At 64.8% G+C, this 14527-nt stretch carries 16 protein-coding genes and 1 pseudogene; 9 read left to right on the top strand and 8 right to left on the bottom strand.

The window, feature by feature from the left end:
• Positions 1 to 10 precede the first annotated feature (10 nt).
• Positions 11 to 973, bottom strand: coding sequence for an alpha/beta hydrolase (locus tag CIT37_RS22605; RefSeq protein WP_038946583.1), 963 nt, complete (start codon positions 971 to 973; stop codon positions 11 to 13).
• A 115-nt stretch (positions 974 to 1088) separates the two neighbouring features.
• Between CIT37_RS22605 and CIT37_RS22600 the strand changes: the two are divergent.
• A pseudogene (locus CIT37_RS22600) lies at positions 1089 to 1465 on the top strand (nitroreductase).
• Positions 1466 to 1598: 133 nt separating this feature from the next.
• The gene (locus CIT37_RS22595) at positions 1599 to 1802 is read left to right on the top strand and encodes a hypothetical protein (protein ID WP_018322924.1); all 204 of its coding nucleotides are present in this window, start codon (positions 1599 to 1601) and stop codon (positions 1800 to 1802) included.
• A 37-nt stretch (positions 1803 to 1839) separates the two neighbouring features.
• Here the strand turns inward: CIT37_RS22595 and CIT37_RS22590 are convergent, their stop codons facing one another.
• The 3 genes from CIT37_RS22590 to CIT37_RS22580 are packed head-to-tail and all read right to left on the bottom strand — an operon-like array spanning position 1840 to position 4446.
• Positions 1840 to 2958: an HD-GYP domain-containing protein gene (locus CIT37_RS22590; RefSeq protein ID WP_028144928.1), complete on the bottom strand. Its 1119-nt coding sequence runs from the start codon at positions 2956 to 2958 to the stop codon at positions 1840 to 1842.
• Between the two features lie 50 nt (positions 2959 to 3008).
• Entirely contained in the window at positions 3009 to 3341 is a 333-nt protein-coding gene (locus CIT37_RS22585) for a PilZ domain-containing protein (RefSeq protein ID WP_028144927.1), read from the bottom strand.
• A complete protein-coding gene (locus CIT37_RS22580) occupies positions 3268 to 4446 on the bottom strand; it encodes a DUF2336 domain-containing protein (protein WP_334262506.1) in 1179 nt (392 codons plus the stop codon). The genes CIT37_RS22585 and CIT37_RS22580 overlap by 74 nt, the downstream gene beginning before the upstream one ends.
• 297 nt (positions 4447 to 4743) lie before the next feature.
• On the opposite strand from CIT37_RS22580, the gene CIT37_RS22575 reads away from it, so the two are divergent.
• Positions 4744 to 5691, top strand: a complete 948-nt coding sequence (locus CIT37_RS22575) for an AraC family transcriptional regulator (RefSeq protein ID WP_095424326.1) — start codon at positions 4744 to 4746, stop codon at positions 5689 to 5691.
• A gap of 48 nt (positions 5692 to 5739) precedes the next feature.
• Positions 5740 to 6330 (top strand): NADPH-dependent FMN reductase, encoded by a 591-nt coding sequence (locus CIT37_RS22570; RefSeq protein WP_028144924.1) that lies wholly within the window; start codon positions 5740 to 5742, stop codon positions 6328 to 6330.
• 6 nt (positions 6331 to 6336) lie between these two features.
• Here the strand turns inward: CIT37_RS22570 and CIT37_RS22565 are convergent, their stop codons facing one another.
• The 3 genes from CIT37_RS22565 to CIT37_RS22555 all read right to left on the bottom strand — a co-directional run bounded on the left by CIT37_RS22565 (position 6337) and on the right by CIT37_RS22555 (position 9926).
• Complete coding sequence (locus CIT37_RS22565; RefSeq protein ID WP_095424274.1) at positions 6337 to 8418, bottom strand: methyl-accepting chemotaxis protein; 2082 nt, start codon at positions 8416 to 8418, stop codon at positions 6337 to 6339.
• A 96-nt stretch (positions 8419 to 8514) separates the two neighbouring features.
• Complete coding sequence (locus tag CIT37_RS22560) at positions 8515 to 9300, bottom strand: 2-keto-4-pentenoate hydratase (RefSeq protein ID WP_038946587.1); 786 nt, start codon at positions 9298 to 9300, stop codon at positions 8515 to 8517.
• Between the two features lie 14 nt (positions 9301 to 9314).
• Positions 9315 to 9926: a TetR/AcrR family transcriptional regulator gene (locus CIT37_RS22555; RefSeq protein ID WP_095424273.1), complete on the bottom strand. Its 612-nt coding sequence runs from the start codon at positions 9924 to 9926 to the stop codon at positions 9315 to 9317.
• A gap of 102 nt (positions 9927 to 10028) precedes the next feature.
• Here CIT37_RS22555 and CIT37_RS22550 point away from each other — a divergent pair, with 102 nt between their 5' ends.
• Positions 10029 to 10511 carry a tautomerase family protein gene (locus CIT37_RS22550; protein WP_028144920.1) on the top strand — a complete coding sequence of 161 codons (483 nt, stop codon included), beginning with the start codon at positions 10029 to 10031 and terminating at the stop codon, positions 10509 to 10511.
• 39 nt (positions 10512 to 10550) lie between these two features.
• On the top strand, positions 10551 to 11327 hold the full coding sequence (locus CIT37_RS22545) for a crotonase/enoyl-CoA hydratase family protein (protein ID WP_095424272.1): 777 nt from the start codon (positions 10551 to 10553) through the stop codon (positions 11325 to 11327).
• On the opposite strand, the gene CIT37_RS22540 is transcribed toward CIT37_RS22545, so the two are convergent.
• Positions 11328 to 11771 carry a DUF1810 domain-containing protein gene (locus CIT37_RS22540; protein WP_038946590.1) on the bottom strand — a complete coding sequence of 148 codons (444 nt, stop codon included), beginning with the start codon at positions 11769 to 11771 and terminating at the stop codon, positions 11328 to 11330.
• 189 nt (positions 11772 to 11960) lie between these two features.
• Here CIT37_RS22540 and CIT37_RS22535 point away from each other — a divergent pair, with 189 nt between their 5' ends.
• From CIT37_RS22535 to CIT37_RS22525, 3 genes are all read left to right on the top strand, one after another.
• Positions 11961 to 12911, top strand: coding sequence for a DUF2778 domain-containing protein (locus tag CIT37_RS22535; RefSeq protein ID WP_028144917.1), 951 nt, complete (start codon positions 11961 to 11963; stop codon positions 12909 to 12911).
• 66 nt (positions 12912 to 12977) lie between these two features.
• Positions 12978 to 13235, top strand: a complete 258-nt coding sequence (locus tag CIT37_RS22530; RefSeq protein ID WP_018322933.1) for a hypothetical protein — start codon at positions 12978 to 12980, stop codon at positions 13233 to 13235.
• 177 nt (positions 13236 to 13412) lie between these two features.
• Positions 13413 to 14504 carry a TRAP transporter substrate-binding protein gene (locus tag CIT37_RS22525; RefSeq protein ID WP_095424271.1) on the top strand — a complete coding sequence of 364 codons (1092 nt, stop codon included), beginning with the start codon at positions 13413 to 13415 and terminating at the stop codon, positions 14502 to 14504.
• Positions 14505 to 14527 lie beyond the last annotated feature (23 nt).

Below are 14527 nucleotides of genomic sequence, written 5' to 3'. Positions count from 1 at the left end.
GCCGACGGGCTCAAACGCCGCGCGCGAGCAGGGCCTTGAAGTCGGCTCGCGCGCGCTGCGCCTCGGCACGCGCGACGTCCGAGGCGTCGCCCATGCCAAAATAGCCGTGGATCAGGCCCGGGCCCTCGTGATGCTTGACCCGCACGCCGGCGGCCTCCAGCGCCCGCGCATAGGCAGCGCCCTCGTCGCGCAGGGGATCGAACCAGGCGGTGGTCACGACCGCGGGTGCGAGGCCCGCAAGTGAGGCGGCCCGCAGCGGCGAGACGCGCCAGTCAAGGGCGTGGTTGGCATCGGCGAGATAATGGCCGCAAAACCATTCCATCGTGGCACGCGTCAGAAAGTAGCCCTCGGCATTCTCGGCGCGCGAAGGATAGCGCGCGTTCTCGCGCGCGTCGGCGTAAGCGCCGAGGACGTCGGTCACGGGGTAGACCAGCAATTGTGCGGCGAGCTTGATGCCAGCATCGCGGCAGGCGATCGCAGTGGTCGCGGCGAGATTGCCGCCGGCGCTGTCGCCGGCAACGCCGAGGCGTTTTGCCTCGCCGCCAAATTCCGCGACGCGGTCGAAGATATCACTCACGGCGGCGAAGGCGTCCTCGAACGCGCCCGGAAAGCGAGTCTCCGGCGGGCGGCGATAGTCGACGGAGATGACGACGGCGCCGGTCTCGATCGCAAGGTTGCGCGCCTGCCGGTCATGGGTCTCTAGGTCGCCCGCGACCCAGCCGCCACCGTGGAAGAACACCACGGTTGGCGCGGGCGTGCTGCCGATCCGATAGACGCGCGCAGGAAGCGGGCCGGCGCCGCCTTTCACCTTGATATCCTCGACGCTGTCGACGGGCGGCGGCGGGATGGCGGCGCGCGAGGCAGCCAGTGCGCGCAAGGAATCGCGGGCGCTCTGTGGCGTCATGACCGTGGGATCGCGCATCGGCATGAGCGGAATGATCTGGGCGATGACGGGATCGAGTGGCGCGGCCATGGCAGCTCCTCCAGGGTTCTTGGTCTTGCTTGCGAGTGAGCATAGATTCTGCGCGCCGCATCGGCAACCGGCCGTGTCGTCACGCCGATGGATGAAGGGCAGGGAAGTCCACGAGGTGGAATTCGAAACGCTGGTCCAGTCGCGCCGGAGCGTGCGCGGCTTCAGGAACGAGTCGGTGCCGCGCACGGTGATCGAGGCGATCATCGAGAGCGCCAAGCGTGCGCCGTCGTCGATGAACACCCAGCCCTGGCATGTTCATGTGCTGACCGGCAGCCCGCTCGAGGAGGTCCGCCGCCGCAACATGGACGAGATGATCGGCGGGGCCACCTGCGCTCCGACATCGTGCGCGAGGTCGCGAAAATTCCGGAGGACGAGGTGATCATGACCTGCGTCGCGATGGGCTATCCCGACGACGACTTTGCCGCAAACGCCGTTCGCTCGGACCGCGAGCATAACGAAGAGTTCGTGCGCTACGTGGGTTTTGCCGATTAGGACGATGAAGAGGAGATTATTCTCTCGCAAAATTTTTTTGGTGCGGAGTCGTTCGCAGGCTCTTGCAATCTCGAAAATGCGGGAGGAACAATAAGCCTCGTGATAGGTTTGTTGCTGGCGCGAGGGAATTGACATGCGGCGGCTGGCTAGCCTGGTTCGATGGTTCTTCGGCCCGCGGCTGCGGCGCCCCATCGATGCTGATCCAAGTCTTCCTTTCACACCCGAAGAGTTCGGCCGGCTGATTCGCAGCGGCCGGCATGAGGACATGAAACTGCTGGCCGATGGGCTGGCCTGCCGGTCCATCCCGCACCGCGCCAGCCATCGCGCCACGCATTAGCCGGGGCTCGCTTCGCGGCCATCGCCAGCCGCCGGCCTTATCGCGTGAGCGCGACCTGCCTGAACGAGGTCACCAGCACTTTTTCCAATTTTCCGCTCATCCCGCAGAGGACGTCGTAGGCTTCCGCACGAGGCATGGTGGGCTTGTAATGCCGGTACTCGATCAGCGCTGCGAAGATGTCGGAGATCGTGAGAATCCTTACGACGTCGCCGATGCTCTCGGCGCAGAGCGCATCGGGATAGCCGCTCCCGTCGAGATATTCGTGATGATGGCGAACGGCATCGAGGATCTCCGGCGAAATCTTGTCGTGGCCCTTTAGAAACTCATGGCCAGCGGCCGGATGGGTCTCGATCAGGGCACGTTCCTCCGCATCGAGGCGGCCCGGCTTGTCGAGAATGGCGAGCGGGATCTGCGCCTTGCCGATGTCGTGGAACATGGCCGCCGAGTAGAGGCGCTCCAGATCGGCTCTTCCGACACCGAGGCTCAGGCCGAAGTCGATGGCGACGCCGGTCACGAGCAGGCAGTGCTGATAGGTTCCCTCGTGATGGCGCCGCACCGTCGTGAGCCATTCCGAAAGGCCTCGCTGAGTTATGCGGTCGGCGATCTGGCGGCCGGCCTCCTTGGTGCCATCGACGTCGAGGGGCTGGCCAAGGGTGACGGCCGTAAACATCGAGGCGATCGCGGTTGCCGCGGCCTCGACCGCGTTGTCGGACCGTGCCATCTCGCCCGGCGCGGCGGAGGACGGATCCGCCGGATCGCACAGCGCAGACAGTAGTTTGGGCCGGTTGATCGTACCGGACAGGACGTGCGTCGCCCCGAGCGCGTAGGCTTGCGAGATACCGACGTGAGAGCTGTGCTCGAGGAGAAATATCCGCTTCTTCGCCTTGGCGAGCTTGCCAGCCCGTCTCTTGAGGGCAGCGATATTGTCGACGTCGCGCAGGTCCGCGCGGATGACGATGGCGGCGGGCACCTGCGACAGCTTGGCTTCGGCGTCCAGCCGTTCGCCGGCGACGGCGAAACGGTCCTCAAGGATCGTGCAGACGCCGGCCAGCCTTTCGGACGTATCCGCCAGCACATGCACGAAGGAACGGGCCGCTTCCTTCTCGCGGATGCCGTCCGCGTTGACGGGGCTGAGGATGGTTCGCGCGTCCTGCACGGCTCGACCTGGACTATCGTGGATTGCAATAATTGGGATGAATTGTTGGCCTATTTGCTCCGGGCGACGGTCTGCGTAGCGGCCGAGGGTGCGCTCGCCGGCTTCTTTTTGCCATCAGCGGTGACGAAGTGAATGCCGGCCGTGGTGCCATCGATCCAGACCAGCTCGCAGCGCCGATAGGCGAGCCCGGTCGACGACAGCAGCATGAAGAATTCCTTGGCCTGCAGCACGTCCAGCGTGCCCTCGACCTCGACCTTTGCGCCTGTCTGCGACACGTCGAGCAGAACGCAGCTGCGCCGCCATGTGCCGTCAGAGCCCATCAGATTGACGGCCTGCCTGTGGTCCATCCGCACGCGCGCCGCCTTGCGGCCGTCGAACTTCATCGGCTCCCCCCGTTTTTGCGCCGCGATCTCGCCGACTGCTCTCCTTGACGCTTGCGGCGATTTCCCCCCACCGCACCGTCCACTGACTGGTCGACAGAAGCAGCGTCTCGAAAACGTGTTGTGCGCGTTCGCGCTCGGCAAAGGAAAGCCTGGTGCCGCTGCGGTTGCTCAGGATGGCAAGCGTGGTCTGCCAGTTCAGCCGCGACGCCCGGCAGGCCATCACCAGGCCCTCGCAATCGCCGTCGGTCATGACGTGCTCGACGATCTCGATGGGGGTCCCCGAAAGCACCGACAAGGCGGTGAACAAATTGGCGGTCTCGCCACGGATCGCGAAGCGGTTCACCGCAGAATCGTTGAGCTTGCCGATGCGGTTGAGCGCGACGATCTCCGGCCGTGCGCTTGCATAGGCGGCCGCGCTAGGCAGCTTGGGCACGATCGGCGCTGCCGCTCGAGGACACGAGACGGTGGAAGCCTTTGGCTCCGCGCGAGCGTCGGGGGCCGGCGAGGCCGGCAGCAACTTCCGCAGGACCGGATCTGGCGTGCCTGGTCTGAGCGCCAGGGCCTTCGTGAGTTCGTCATCGCTTGCACACGTCTCAACGAGCGCGACGTAGGCGGCATCGGAGAACCGTGCCCCTGCGTTACTGATCAGCGCAAGGTGAACGGAGCGGCCGCCGCGCTTGATGAGCGTCTCGGTCAATCGGGGTTCGATGCGCGCTCGGACAGCAATCGCGAGTTGCTGCGGTTCGCCACTCGAAATCGCGATTGTTTCGAGATCGGACGTGGAGAGCGCCTGCGATTTGAGCAGAACGGGGCAGGCCACGCCGGGATTGTCGTGTAAGGCAAGACGTTGCAGGGTCTTCGGCGGAGCCACTTTGAGCTCGGCAAGCGCCGCGCCGAGTTGAATCAATGCGCTGGCCTCGACTCGCTCCGTCAATCGAAGCAGGACGCCGTCGACCACACTGGCCAGCAATTCCTGAGGCCGGTCGCGGCTGCCGGTGAGCAGCTGCAAAATGCCTTCGAGGATGCGAGCGCAGCGGTCCAGCGGGCAAGTTGCGACCGCATCCTCCAACTCGACCAAAATATCAGCAGGCGAATTTGCCATCATGGCAGGAGCCTGAAATAAAATAGCTATACAATTTAACGAGCTTTATTGGGCCTCAAAGGTGTTAATTTTTAATTTTGATAATTAAATCCCAGGTGTTAATGCGCCGCGGCATTTCGGGAAATGCTATCGAAATTCGGCAAGGCTCGACGTCCGGGCTTGTCCTTTCAGTTGGACTCTTCCCAATTGATCAGGACACGTTAGGATTGATTCTTCAGGTCCGACGAAAACCAAAAAGGGGGAGCGGATCGGCACCGTTGCCAAATGCGCGTCGATTGCGACGCCGGGTTTCGTATTTTCATGAACAGCATTGATGATGTGCCCAGGCTGGCACTCAAGACATTTCGTTTTTCAGATGTCGACGAATTTCGAAGCGCCATACGCGGGCTGAATTTCGTGTTCACGCCTTTCGTACGGAAGATTTCGTCTGAGCAGACAATTCTGTCGTTGCCCGGGTGCGACGTGAATTTGACGCGCGCGTTTCCCCGGGTCGTTGATGCACAGCTCGTCGGGAATTGCACGGCGATCGGCTTCACGATGGACGACCTCAACGTCCCCATTCGCTTCAATGGCTCGCAACGTGCACGTCCAGTCGTGGTCATTGGCAGCGGCGGTGCGGCCTACACCGTCATCGAGGAGGTGCAGCGGCAAATCGCCTCAGTGATTTTCAGCCCGGAGGTGAGGGACCGCGGCTGGCCCAGAGCTTCCCAGAGCTTCAAGATTTTCGAAACGAGTGCCGCTGGCCTGGACCGGCTGCGCCGTGTGGTGCGTGAGGTACTGGCCGCGGCCTCAGAGCCCGTCGAGGCGTCAGATCTCCCGGTCAAGGCAAGAGCAATGAAGGAATCCCTGCTTGCGGCCGTCGACCACGTGTTGGGAGATGTCGTTTCGGTCCGCTGGACGCTGCGCCCCAATAACGAGCGGAACTTCAGGATGTTCCGGGATATCAGTGCGCTACTGTCCGATGACCTCTCCCAGCCGATCTACAGCGAGGAGATTGCCCGCAAGCTCGGACTGTCCGTCCGCACCATGCACGACGTCATCCGCCGCTATCGCGGCATGAGCCTGCACCGTTACTTGCGCCTGCGTCGGCTGTGGCTGGTGCGCCGGCGGCTGCTCGCCGGCGCCGACAGCGTCAAGGTGGTGGCTCTTGCGTTCGGCTTCTGGCATCTCAGCGACTTCTCCCGAAGTTACCGCGACCAGTTTGGCGAGACGCCGTCGCAAACGCTGGAGCGCGGACGCGGGCGATAGTTGACGGATCGAGTAGGGCCGGACGCCGGTTTGTGCTACCGTCCGGCCATGAGCAATCGCATCCTCGTCCTCTACGGTTCCTACCGTTCCGACCGCATGGGCATCCGCCTTGCGAATTTCGTCATCAATCGGCTGCGCGCGCGCGGCGACGATGTCACCTTCATCGACGCCAAGGCGATCGGCCTGCCGATGCTCGACCGCATGTACAAGGAGTATCCGAAGGGTTCGGCACCTGAAGCGCTGGAGATTCTGGCTGGACAGATCCGCGGCGCCGACGGATTTGTCTTCGTCACCGGCGAATACAATTGGGGTATCCAGCCCGGCCTCAAGAATCTCACCGACCACTTCCTCGAAGAGTGGTTCTGGCGTCCGGCCGCGATCGTGAGCTATTCGGCCGGCCGCTTCTCGGGCGCGCGCGCCGCCACCGCCTGGCACGGCACGCTGTCGGAGATGGGCATGGTGGTGGTGTCCAGCACCATCGGCGTCGGCCCGATCGCGCAGACGCTGTCGGCCGAGGGCGAGCCGATCGGTGATGGCGGCAAGGCCCTGGAGCGCTCGTTCCCGCGCTTTGCCGACGATCTCACCTGGTGGATCGAGGCGGCGAAGGCGCAGCGGGCGCGCAAGGCGCCGCCTTACTGAGGCTCGTTACGCCGCCCTGACCTCGCCGAGGAAGCGGTCGAACTGGCCGGCGAGATCGCGCGACTGGGTCGAGAGCTGCTCGGCGGCGCCGAGCACTTCCCTTGCAGCTGCGCCGGTGTCGTCGGCGGCGCGCTGCACGCCTGCGATGTTGGTGTTGACCTCCTGGGTGCCGCGGGCGGCCTCCTGGACGCTGCGGGCGATCTCCTTGGTCGCCGAGCCCTGTTCCTCGATCGCCGCGGCGATCGCGGTGCCGATCTGGTCGATCTCGCCGATGACGTCGGCGACGTTGCGGATCGCGGCCACGGTTTCGTCGCTCGCGCTCTGGATCGCCGTGATCTGCTCGGAGATCTCGGTGGTGGCCTTGGCAGTCTGGCCCGCCAGCGATTTCACTTCGGAGGCGACCACGGCAAAGCCGCGGCCGGCCTCGCCGGCGCGGGCGGCCTCGATGGTCGCGTTCAGCGCCAGAAGATTGGTCTGCTCGGCAATGCTCTGGATCAGCGTGACGACGTCGCCGATCTTCTGCGCGCCCTCGGCGAGGGTGCGTGCGGTGTCGCCGGTGCGGCGGGCGTTCTCGACGGCGCGGGCCGCGATCTCGGTGGATTGTGCGACCTGACGGCCGATCTCGGAGATCGAGGAGGTCAGCTCTTCGGTGGCGCTGGCGACGGTCTGCACGTTGGTCGAGGTCTGCTCCGACGCTGTGGCGACGACCGCGGCCTGGCTGTTGGTCTGGGCCGCCGTCGAGGTCATCGACTGTGCGGTGCTTTCCATGGTCGAGGAGGCCCGGGACAGGCCGCCGACGAGCTCGGTGACCTTGGCCTCGAACGCGCGGGTGAGCTCGTCGAGCGCCTGGGCGCGGCGCATCTTGCCGTCATTCTCGGCCTGCTTCTCGGCCGCGAGCCGGTCGGCCCGGATCATGTTGTCCTTGAAGACCTGGACGGCGGCAGCCATCGCCCCGATCTCGTCGGAGCGCGCGGCGCCGGGGATACTTTCGGCAACCTCGCCCTCGGCAAGCCGCGACATCCGGCTCGTCAGGCTGACGATCGGCGCGCAGACGCGGCGGCGAACCATCCCGATGAGGCCGACGCTCGCGACGAGCACGGCGGCAAGGCCTGCAAGCGCGATGGTGAAGCTGGTGCGCGCGGCCGAGGAGGCGCCGGCGAGGATCTGCTCGGCATTATCGTAGAACGCGTCGCGGACCTCGATGATGGTGCTGAGGCCGCGCTGCGTGGCGGCGTAATAGGTGTCCATGTCGTGTTCGTACTTGCCGCTGACCGCGCCGTCCTTGACGAGCTTGAGCTCGCGGCCAAATTCCTCGACATAGATCGAATTGAACTTTTCGAGCGCAGCGCCGACGTTCGCCGGCGTTGCCGGATTGCCGCGCAACTCCAGTAGTGCCATCACGAGCTGGTCGTTGCGGCCCTGCGAGCGGCCGATGTCGGCCTTCTCGGCGTCGGTCGCCGGCTTCTTGCCACCGACGAGGTTCTTGTGCAGGCTGGAGTTGAAGCCGCCGACGTCGCGCAACGTCATGGCGGTATTGGCGTAGCTGGCCTGCCGGTAGGCATCACCGTTCAGGATCGCCATGCGGCGGACCTGCTCGTTCAGCAGCGCGGTCACGCCGCTGTTGAGCACGGCATTGTCGGTGACGATCTTCTTGGCCGCGTCCTTGCGGGCCTCCGCCGGCCCGGTGAGCGCCTTGTCGATGGCCTCGCGCAAGGCGGTGAATTTCGCATTGATGCCATCGATGTTGCTGCCGATGGTGTTGCCGTCGTCGAACGAGCCGGGCAGCTCCTTGCGCAGCGCGTTCATCCTGTCGCGGGCGCCGTCGGTCTGCTTGCGCAGCTTGTCCTGTTCGGCGAGCAGCGCAGGGTCGATGGTGGCAGGGCCGTAGAGGATGTTGGTGGAAAAGCCGCGCTCGGGGTTGAGATAGCGCGGGATGTCGCTGGCAGCGCGGACGATCGCCAGGCGGCCTTGCGCCTCGCTGATCCGCTCCATCGTCTGGTACTTGGTCACGGCAACATAGACGGCGAGGCCGCCGCCCACGGTCGTGAGCGAGACGATGGCGGTGGTCAGGAGCGTACCGATTTTCATGATCTGTCCGGCAATTGGCGCGGGGAGAAAGATATTCTCCGGAAGTTAGGATGCCCGTGTTAATCTCGGGTTTACGCTCAGGCCGATGGCGCCCTCTCAACTGTAGGTCGCGCTTACCGATCCCAGCGGACCAAAATCGGCAACGTAGGTTTCGCCAGCCTTCGGCCGCAGCATGCCAGTCAGCGTGCCCGTGCTGATCGTCTGGCCGGCCTTGAGACCGATGCCTGTCCGCGACAGCTCGTTGGCAAGCCAGGTCAGCGGCACCAGCGGATGGTCAATCGCCTCTGCAGCGGAGCCGCGGCGCCTCTCGGCGCCATTGCAATTGAGGATGACGTCCTGATTGGCGATGTCGCGGTTGCGCCAGTCGGTGATGGGCTCTCCGAGCACGATCGTTCCCGATCCAGAGCCGTCCGCCATGATCGCCGGCATTGCGGGAAATGCCGCATCGTGAACGAAGCGGCACTCCGCTAGCTCGATGCCGGGATGCAACGAGGCGACGGCGTCGCCGACCTCACCCACCGCATAGGGCTTCGCGCGCGGTGGCAGGTCGGCGCCGAGACGTGCCTGATACTCGACTTCCGGTATCGGGCTGCATTGCCTGGCGTGCTCGACGCTGGCGGGCGAGCTCTTGATCAGAGGCGCGAACACTCGCCCATAGATCGGCGAAGAGATGCGGAGCTGGCGCTGGAGTCCGGGCTTCATGCCGGCGATCTTCCAGCCGACGACATCCCAGCCCAATTCCTCTTCCACCATCCGTGCAACGTGGTACGCCGTGTCTGCATCCGGCGGTACCAGCCGTTCTTCGAGGCCGCTTTGTTGCCGGCCCTCGCGGCGCAATTTGGCGAGATGACGGGCGAGTTCGCGCTGTCGGGAAAGGTCCACGGTGCGTCTCCAATCTATCCGTTGGTGCGGGCGAGGGCGGCGTCCAGCACCGTCTCCAGTTCCTCTTGAACCTGATCGAGCGCATCGGCACTGCGGTTGGCGCGGCACATGGCGACCGTGCCTTCGATCGCGGCGACGACGAGTGTCGCTAGCCGCTCGGCGCGCTCTGGGGCCAGCCCTTCGCGCAGCAAGGCTGCGCGCATGATTTGCCGCCACTCGGCGAACACCCCGTCGGCGAGGTCGAGCAGATGCTGCTGCGCCGCCTCATCGTCCTTGTCGGAGGCCTCCCCGACATAGCCATCGACGGCGACCGCGAGCACCGGACATCCGGCCTTGAAGCCGGTCGCCTCGAGCCGGCGGCGCCAGGACGCGACGAAGGCCCGCAGGCCGTCGATCACGCCGCGATCGCGCATGGCTTTCTCCAGAGGAGTAGCGACCTCCCTGCCGGCGAAGGTCACGGCCTCGGCGATCAACTGCCGCTTACCGTCCGGAAAGTGGTGACTGATTGAGCCGCGCGGCGTCGCCGTATGGCGGACGACGTCGCGCATGCTGGTGGCGTTGACGCCGCGGCGGCTCATCAAATCGGCGGCGCCGGCGATCATCTTGTCGCGGGTAGTGGAGGTCATGGGAAATCCCGTGGTCGGCGTTCTGATCTAGACTATGACGCTTGACATAAGCAAGCGGGACTGAGATATGACGATCGTCATAATTCTTTTGGAGGGCGCCTTTTGACCATCATTACCGTGACCGCGCCTGCGGGCCGGCTCAGCCTGACCCAGCGCCGCCGCCTCGCGGAAAGCCTGACCGATGCCGTGCTCGAGCCTGAGATCGGCCAGCACGTGGCGGCCGCGCGAATGGGCTTTCAGGTCCATTTCCACGACTTGGCGGCTGATTGCATGGCGATCGGCGGCCAGCTCCTGTCCGATCAGCACAGCCCGCGCGACATCATCACCGTCAGGATTGCGGTGATGAACGCGGCCTGGCCGGCGGAGGTGCGCGCCGAGGTGATCCGCAACGTGCTCGCGCGGCTCGCGGAGGCCTGCGGCATGCAGACGCCGGCGCCCACCTGGTGGGTCAATCTCGAGGTCATCGACGAGGGAAGCTGGGGATCGCGGGGTGGCGTGCTCTCGATCCTTCAACTGCTCGAATCCGGCGTGTTCACGCCGGAGCGGATCAAGGCGATCCGCGGGGCGATTCAGCCGTCGGCCTGACGCCCGCCGACACCGAACGACAATCATGGAGAGACACACATGAGCGAGGGACAGATCCGCACCGAGGTGCACGGCCATGTTCTCAAGATCCTCATCGACAATGCCGCGAAGAAGAACGCGTTCACGCCGGTGATGATGGAGCAATTGTCCGATGCGCTGACCGAGTTGCACAATAACGATGCCTACCGCGTCGGCTTGATCTGCGCCGAGGGCAGGGACTTCACCGCAGGTCTCGACATGCCGAAATTCTTCGGGCCCACCGCAGAGAAGCGCAACATCCGGGAAGGCAATGTCGATCCGTTTGGCCTTGCCAAGCGCTGCCGCAAGCCTGTTATCACCGCCGTGCAGGGCATCGTGTTCACCATCGGCATCGAGCTGATGCTCGCCGGCGACATCGTGGTGACCGCCGCGGATGCGCGCTTCTGCCAGATGGAATCCAAGCGCGGCATCGCGCCGCTTGGCGGAGCGCATTTCCGCTTCCTGTCGCGCGCCGGCTGGGGCGACGCGATGTACCATCTGTTCCTGTGCGACGAATTTTCGGCCGAGCGGGCCCACGCGATCGGTCTCGTCCAGGAGGTCGTGCCCGCAGGCGAGCAGGTCGAGCGTGCGATGGCGCTTGCCGCCATCATCGCGCGCAATGCGCCGCTCGGCATCCAGGTCACCAAGGAAGCGGCGGCCAAGTACGTCGAAGGCGGCGAGGCGGCGGCGATCGCCTACATTCCGGAGATCCGTGCCCGCGTGCTCGGCAGCGCGGACGCGAAGGAAGGCATTCAGTCCTTCATCGAGCGTCGTGCCGCCATCTTCCAGGGACGTTGATCAACGTGGAGCTTGCCGATCCAGCTTCGACAGGATCTCCAGCGTTGCGGCGTCGCGCTCGCCGGCGAAATAGCGGGCGAGTGCCTCGCCGAAAACCGGCTCATCGGAGACCGCGCCGAACAGCGTCATCGACGAGCGGAATTTGGCATCGTCAGGCGCACCGAGGATGGCGTTGATGGTTCGCCCGTCGACGGCGAGCACGAGGCGGGTGCATTCGACCAGGCGCGGACCGAGGACGGGGTGCGCGAGATAGGCCTTCGCCTCCGCCCGCGAGCCGATGGCGTAGCGCTGCGACATGGCGCTGAAGCCGAGGCCCGCGATTTGTGGGAAGACGAACCACATCCAGTGAGTCTGCTTCCGGCCCCGGGCCAGCTCCCCCTGGACGTCGCGAAAAACCGTGTTCTGGGCCGTTACGAAGCGCTCTAGATCGAAAGGATCGGTCATTGGATACCTTGGAGGGCCTTGCCGGCCGCGATTATGCCTAACTTTTGGCTCCCAATGTGGTAGCTGGTATAGAGTCTCCGGGCGGGGGTTGGGCCCCCCGGGGGTCGATTTGGGGATCTGATGGTTTCCGACGCAGCACATGCCGAGAGGCTGTTGTCGCGCCGCCGTGTCGGGCGAGCCGAGAGAGTTCTGCTGTCTCTGGCCGCCGTCGCGCTGGCGCTGGGGGCTGCTGCCTGGGTTGTCGATATCGGCGACACGACCCCGCTGGTCACCGCTGCACTGCCGCCGGCCAATAGCCCGTCTTTCGAGGACCGTTTCGCGTCGGCGTCCGGCAATCCGCCCGCCCGCGAGCTTGGCCTGCGGACGATGGAGCGTTCCGCCCTGAGTGCGGTCCAGCTCAAGCTCCGCGATGCCAAGGCGATGCTCGCCCAGAAGCTCCAGGGCGACGATTGGCGCTCGACCCTGACCGATGACGACCGGCACGTGGTTGACGAGACGCGGCCGTCGCAGCGTGCCGACGCCATCCCGATGCCGCGCTCGCGCCCGACGCAGGCGGACTTCTCCGCCCAGATCGCGTCCAGCCAAGCCTATGCCGAGACCAACCCAAGGGTCGACAACCGCAACTTCTTCGAAAAATTCACCGACAAGATCAGGCTGGCCTCGCTGACGCCCGGCGACGGCCTGTTCGGCAAGGCGCCGGATCTGGCCGCCCTCGGCTACGATTCGCGGACGGCGGTCTATGACATTAAGGCCAAGGCGCTTTACCTGCCGAGCGGCGTCGCGCTGGAAGCCCATTCCGGCATGGGCGCGCTGATGGACGACCCCAATCATGTCGACCAGCGCATGGTCGGCGCGACTCCACCCGCAACCTACGACCTGAAGCCGCGCGAAAAGCTGTTCCACGGTGTCCGCGCGCTGCGCCTGACGCCCACCGATGGCACAAGCGCGCTCGGCCGCGTCGGCCTTCTCACCCACAATTACATGCTCGGGCCGCGCGGCGATTCCAACGGCTGCGTCTCGATCAAGGACTATGATCGCTTCCTCAAGGCTTACGACAATGGCGAGTTCAACCGCCTGGTCGTGGTGCCGAGCTTGAGCGGATCTGCGACTGCCTCGCAGCGCGCCAGCACCGACTCCTGATATTCGCCTGCTGCGGCGGGGCTGCCGTTTCCCCTTCGTTAAGCCGTCATCGTCCAGAAGCAGCCTATGAGTGATCCATCAAGTTCCGAGACCCCGCTGCGTACGACGTTCAAGATCAAGCTGAACGGCGACACGTTGGCGATCGCGACCGTCGGTCAGGCCTATCAATTCCTCACCAACTTCAAGTCGGTCGAATGGATGGAATTCCGCTCCCTGCACGAGGACGCCGTCGAGGCTCTGGAAGGCGCAGCCGGTAACGCGATGCTGGCGGTGCAGGCGACCAACGCCGTGCGCGCGCTGTTCGTCAGCGCCAAGCTGCTCTGAAGCCTTTCAGCTTACAGTCTCGTTGCCCGGCGGGAGCGCAGCGTCATCCGGGACCCATGTCCTCGCGCATCTTGTCCTCGCGCATCTTGAACTCTGCTTTGGGAACGGGCAAACGGTCCGCGAAGATCGTCGCCGCAAGCCCATATGTTTGAAATTTAGTTCAGGGAGAGACCCATCATGAAACGCCGTACATTCCTCCAGGGCGGCGCGGTTGCCGGCGCGACGACGCTGGTTGCCGCACCTGCGATCGCGCAGAGCGCGCCGGAGATCAAATGGCGCCTGACGTCGAGCTTCCCGAAGTCGCTCGACACCATCTACGGCACGGCGCAGACCTTCGCGAAATACGTCGCCGAGGCCACCGACAACAAATTTCAGATCCAGACCTTCGCGGCAGGCGAGCTCGTTCCCGGTCTCCAGGCGCTCGATGCCGTCAGCGTCGCGTCCGTCGAGATGGCGCAGACGCCGCTCTATTTCTACATCGGCAAGGAGCCAGCGCTGGCCTATGCCACCGGCGCGCCGTTCGGCATGAACCATCGCCATCAGGAATCGTGGTGGCACTTCGGTGGCGGCGCCGACCTCACCAACGAGGCGCTGAAACCGTTCAAGGCGCACGCCATCCTCTGCGGCAATTCGGGCACCCAGATGGGCGGCTGGTTCCGCAAGGAGATCAAGACCGTCGACGATCTCAAGGGCCTCAAATTCCGCATCGCCGGCATGGGCGGCCATGTGCTGGCACGGCTCGGCATCGTGCCGCAGCAGCTCGCGGGCGGCGACGTCTATTCGGCACTGGAGAAGGGCTCGATCGACGCAGCCGAATTCGTCGGCCCCTATGACGACGAGAAGCTCGGCTTTCAGAAGGTCGCCAAGTACTACTACTTCCCCGGCTGGTGGGAGGGCGGCGCGATGCTGCACATGATCGTCAATGATGAGAAATGGGCATCGCTGCCGAAGCAGTATCAGGCCATCGTCAACCAGGCCGCCTCGGCGGCCGGCGCCTGGATGCTCGAGAAATACGACAGCGTGAATCCGGCGGCGCTGAAGCGGCTGATCGCCAACGGCGCGGAGCTGAAGGCGTTCCCGCAACCGGTGCTGGAGGCCTGCTACAACGCGACCCAGGACCATCTGAACGAGCTCGCTGCCAAGAGCGACCTGTTCAAGCGGACCAAGGACAGCCACGACGCGTATATGAGGGAGCTGCTGTTCTATACGCAGATCGCGGAGAACTTCTACGACAACTATCTGCTCAGCAAGATGCGCAACAAGAGCTGATTGTGAGGAGGGCGCGGTGACAA

The organism is Bradyrhizobium ottawaense, assembly GCF_002278135.3.
In the GTDB taxonomy this organism is placed as follows: Bacteria; Pseudomonadota; Alphaproteobacteria; order Rhizobiales; family Xanthobacteraceae; genus Bradyrhizobium; species Bradyrhizobium ottawaense.
Note: the sequence above shows the minus strand (reverse complement) of the source record. Positions and strands in the feature narration are given on the sequence as shown.

Coding starts and splice junctions, on each gene's coding strand:
- CIT37_RS22570 (WP_028144924.1), top strand. CDS start 5,740: ATGAGCAATCGCATCCTCGTCCTCTACGGTTCCTACCGTTCCGACCGC.
- CIT37_RS22530 (WP_018322933.1), top strand. CDS start 12,978: ATGAGTGATCCATCAAGTTCCGAGACCCCGCTGCGTACGACGTTCAAG.
- CIT37_RS22575 (WP_095424326.1), top strand. CDS start 4,744: ATGAACAGCATTGATGATGTGCCCAGGCTGGCACTCAAGACATTTCGT.
- CIT37_RS22605 (WP_038946583.1), bottom strand. CDS start 973: ATGGCCGCGCCACTCGATCCCGTCATCGCCCAGATCATTCCGCTCATG.
- CIT37_RS22545 (WP_095424272.1), top strand. CDS start 10,551: ATGAGCGAGGGACAGATCCGCACCGAGGTGCACGGCCATGTTCTCAAG.
- CIT37_RS22555 (WP_095424273.1), bottom strand. CDS start 9,926: ATGACCTCCACTACCCGCGACAAGATGATCGCCGGCGCCGCCGATTTG.
- CIT37_RS22565 (WP_095424274.1), bottom strand. CDS start 8,418: ATGAAAATCGGTACGCTCCTGACCACCGCCATCGTCTCGCTCACGACC.
- CIT37_RS22580 (WP_334262506.1), bottom strand. CDS start 4,446: ATGATGGCAAATTCGCCTGCTGATATTTTGGTCGAGTTGGAGGATGCG.
- CIT37_RS22540 (WP_038946590.1), bottom strand. CDS start 11,771: ATGACCGATCCTTTCGATCTAGAGCGCTTCGTAACGGCCCAGAACACG.
- CIT37_RS22595 (WP_018322924.1), top strand. CDS start 1,599: ATGCGGCGGCTGGCTAGCCTGGTTCGATGGTTCTTCGGCCCGCGGCTG.
- CIT37_RS22525 (WP_095424271.1), top strand. CDS start 13,413: ATGAAACGCCGTACATTCCTCCAGGGCGGCGCGGTTGCCGGCGCGACG.
- CIT37_RS22585 (WP_028144927.1), bottom strand. CDS start 3,341: ATGAAGTTCGACGGCCGCAAGGCGGCGCGCGTGCGGATGGACCACAGG.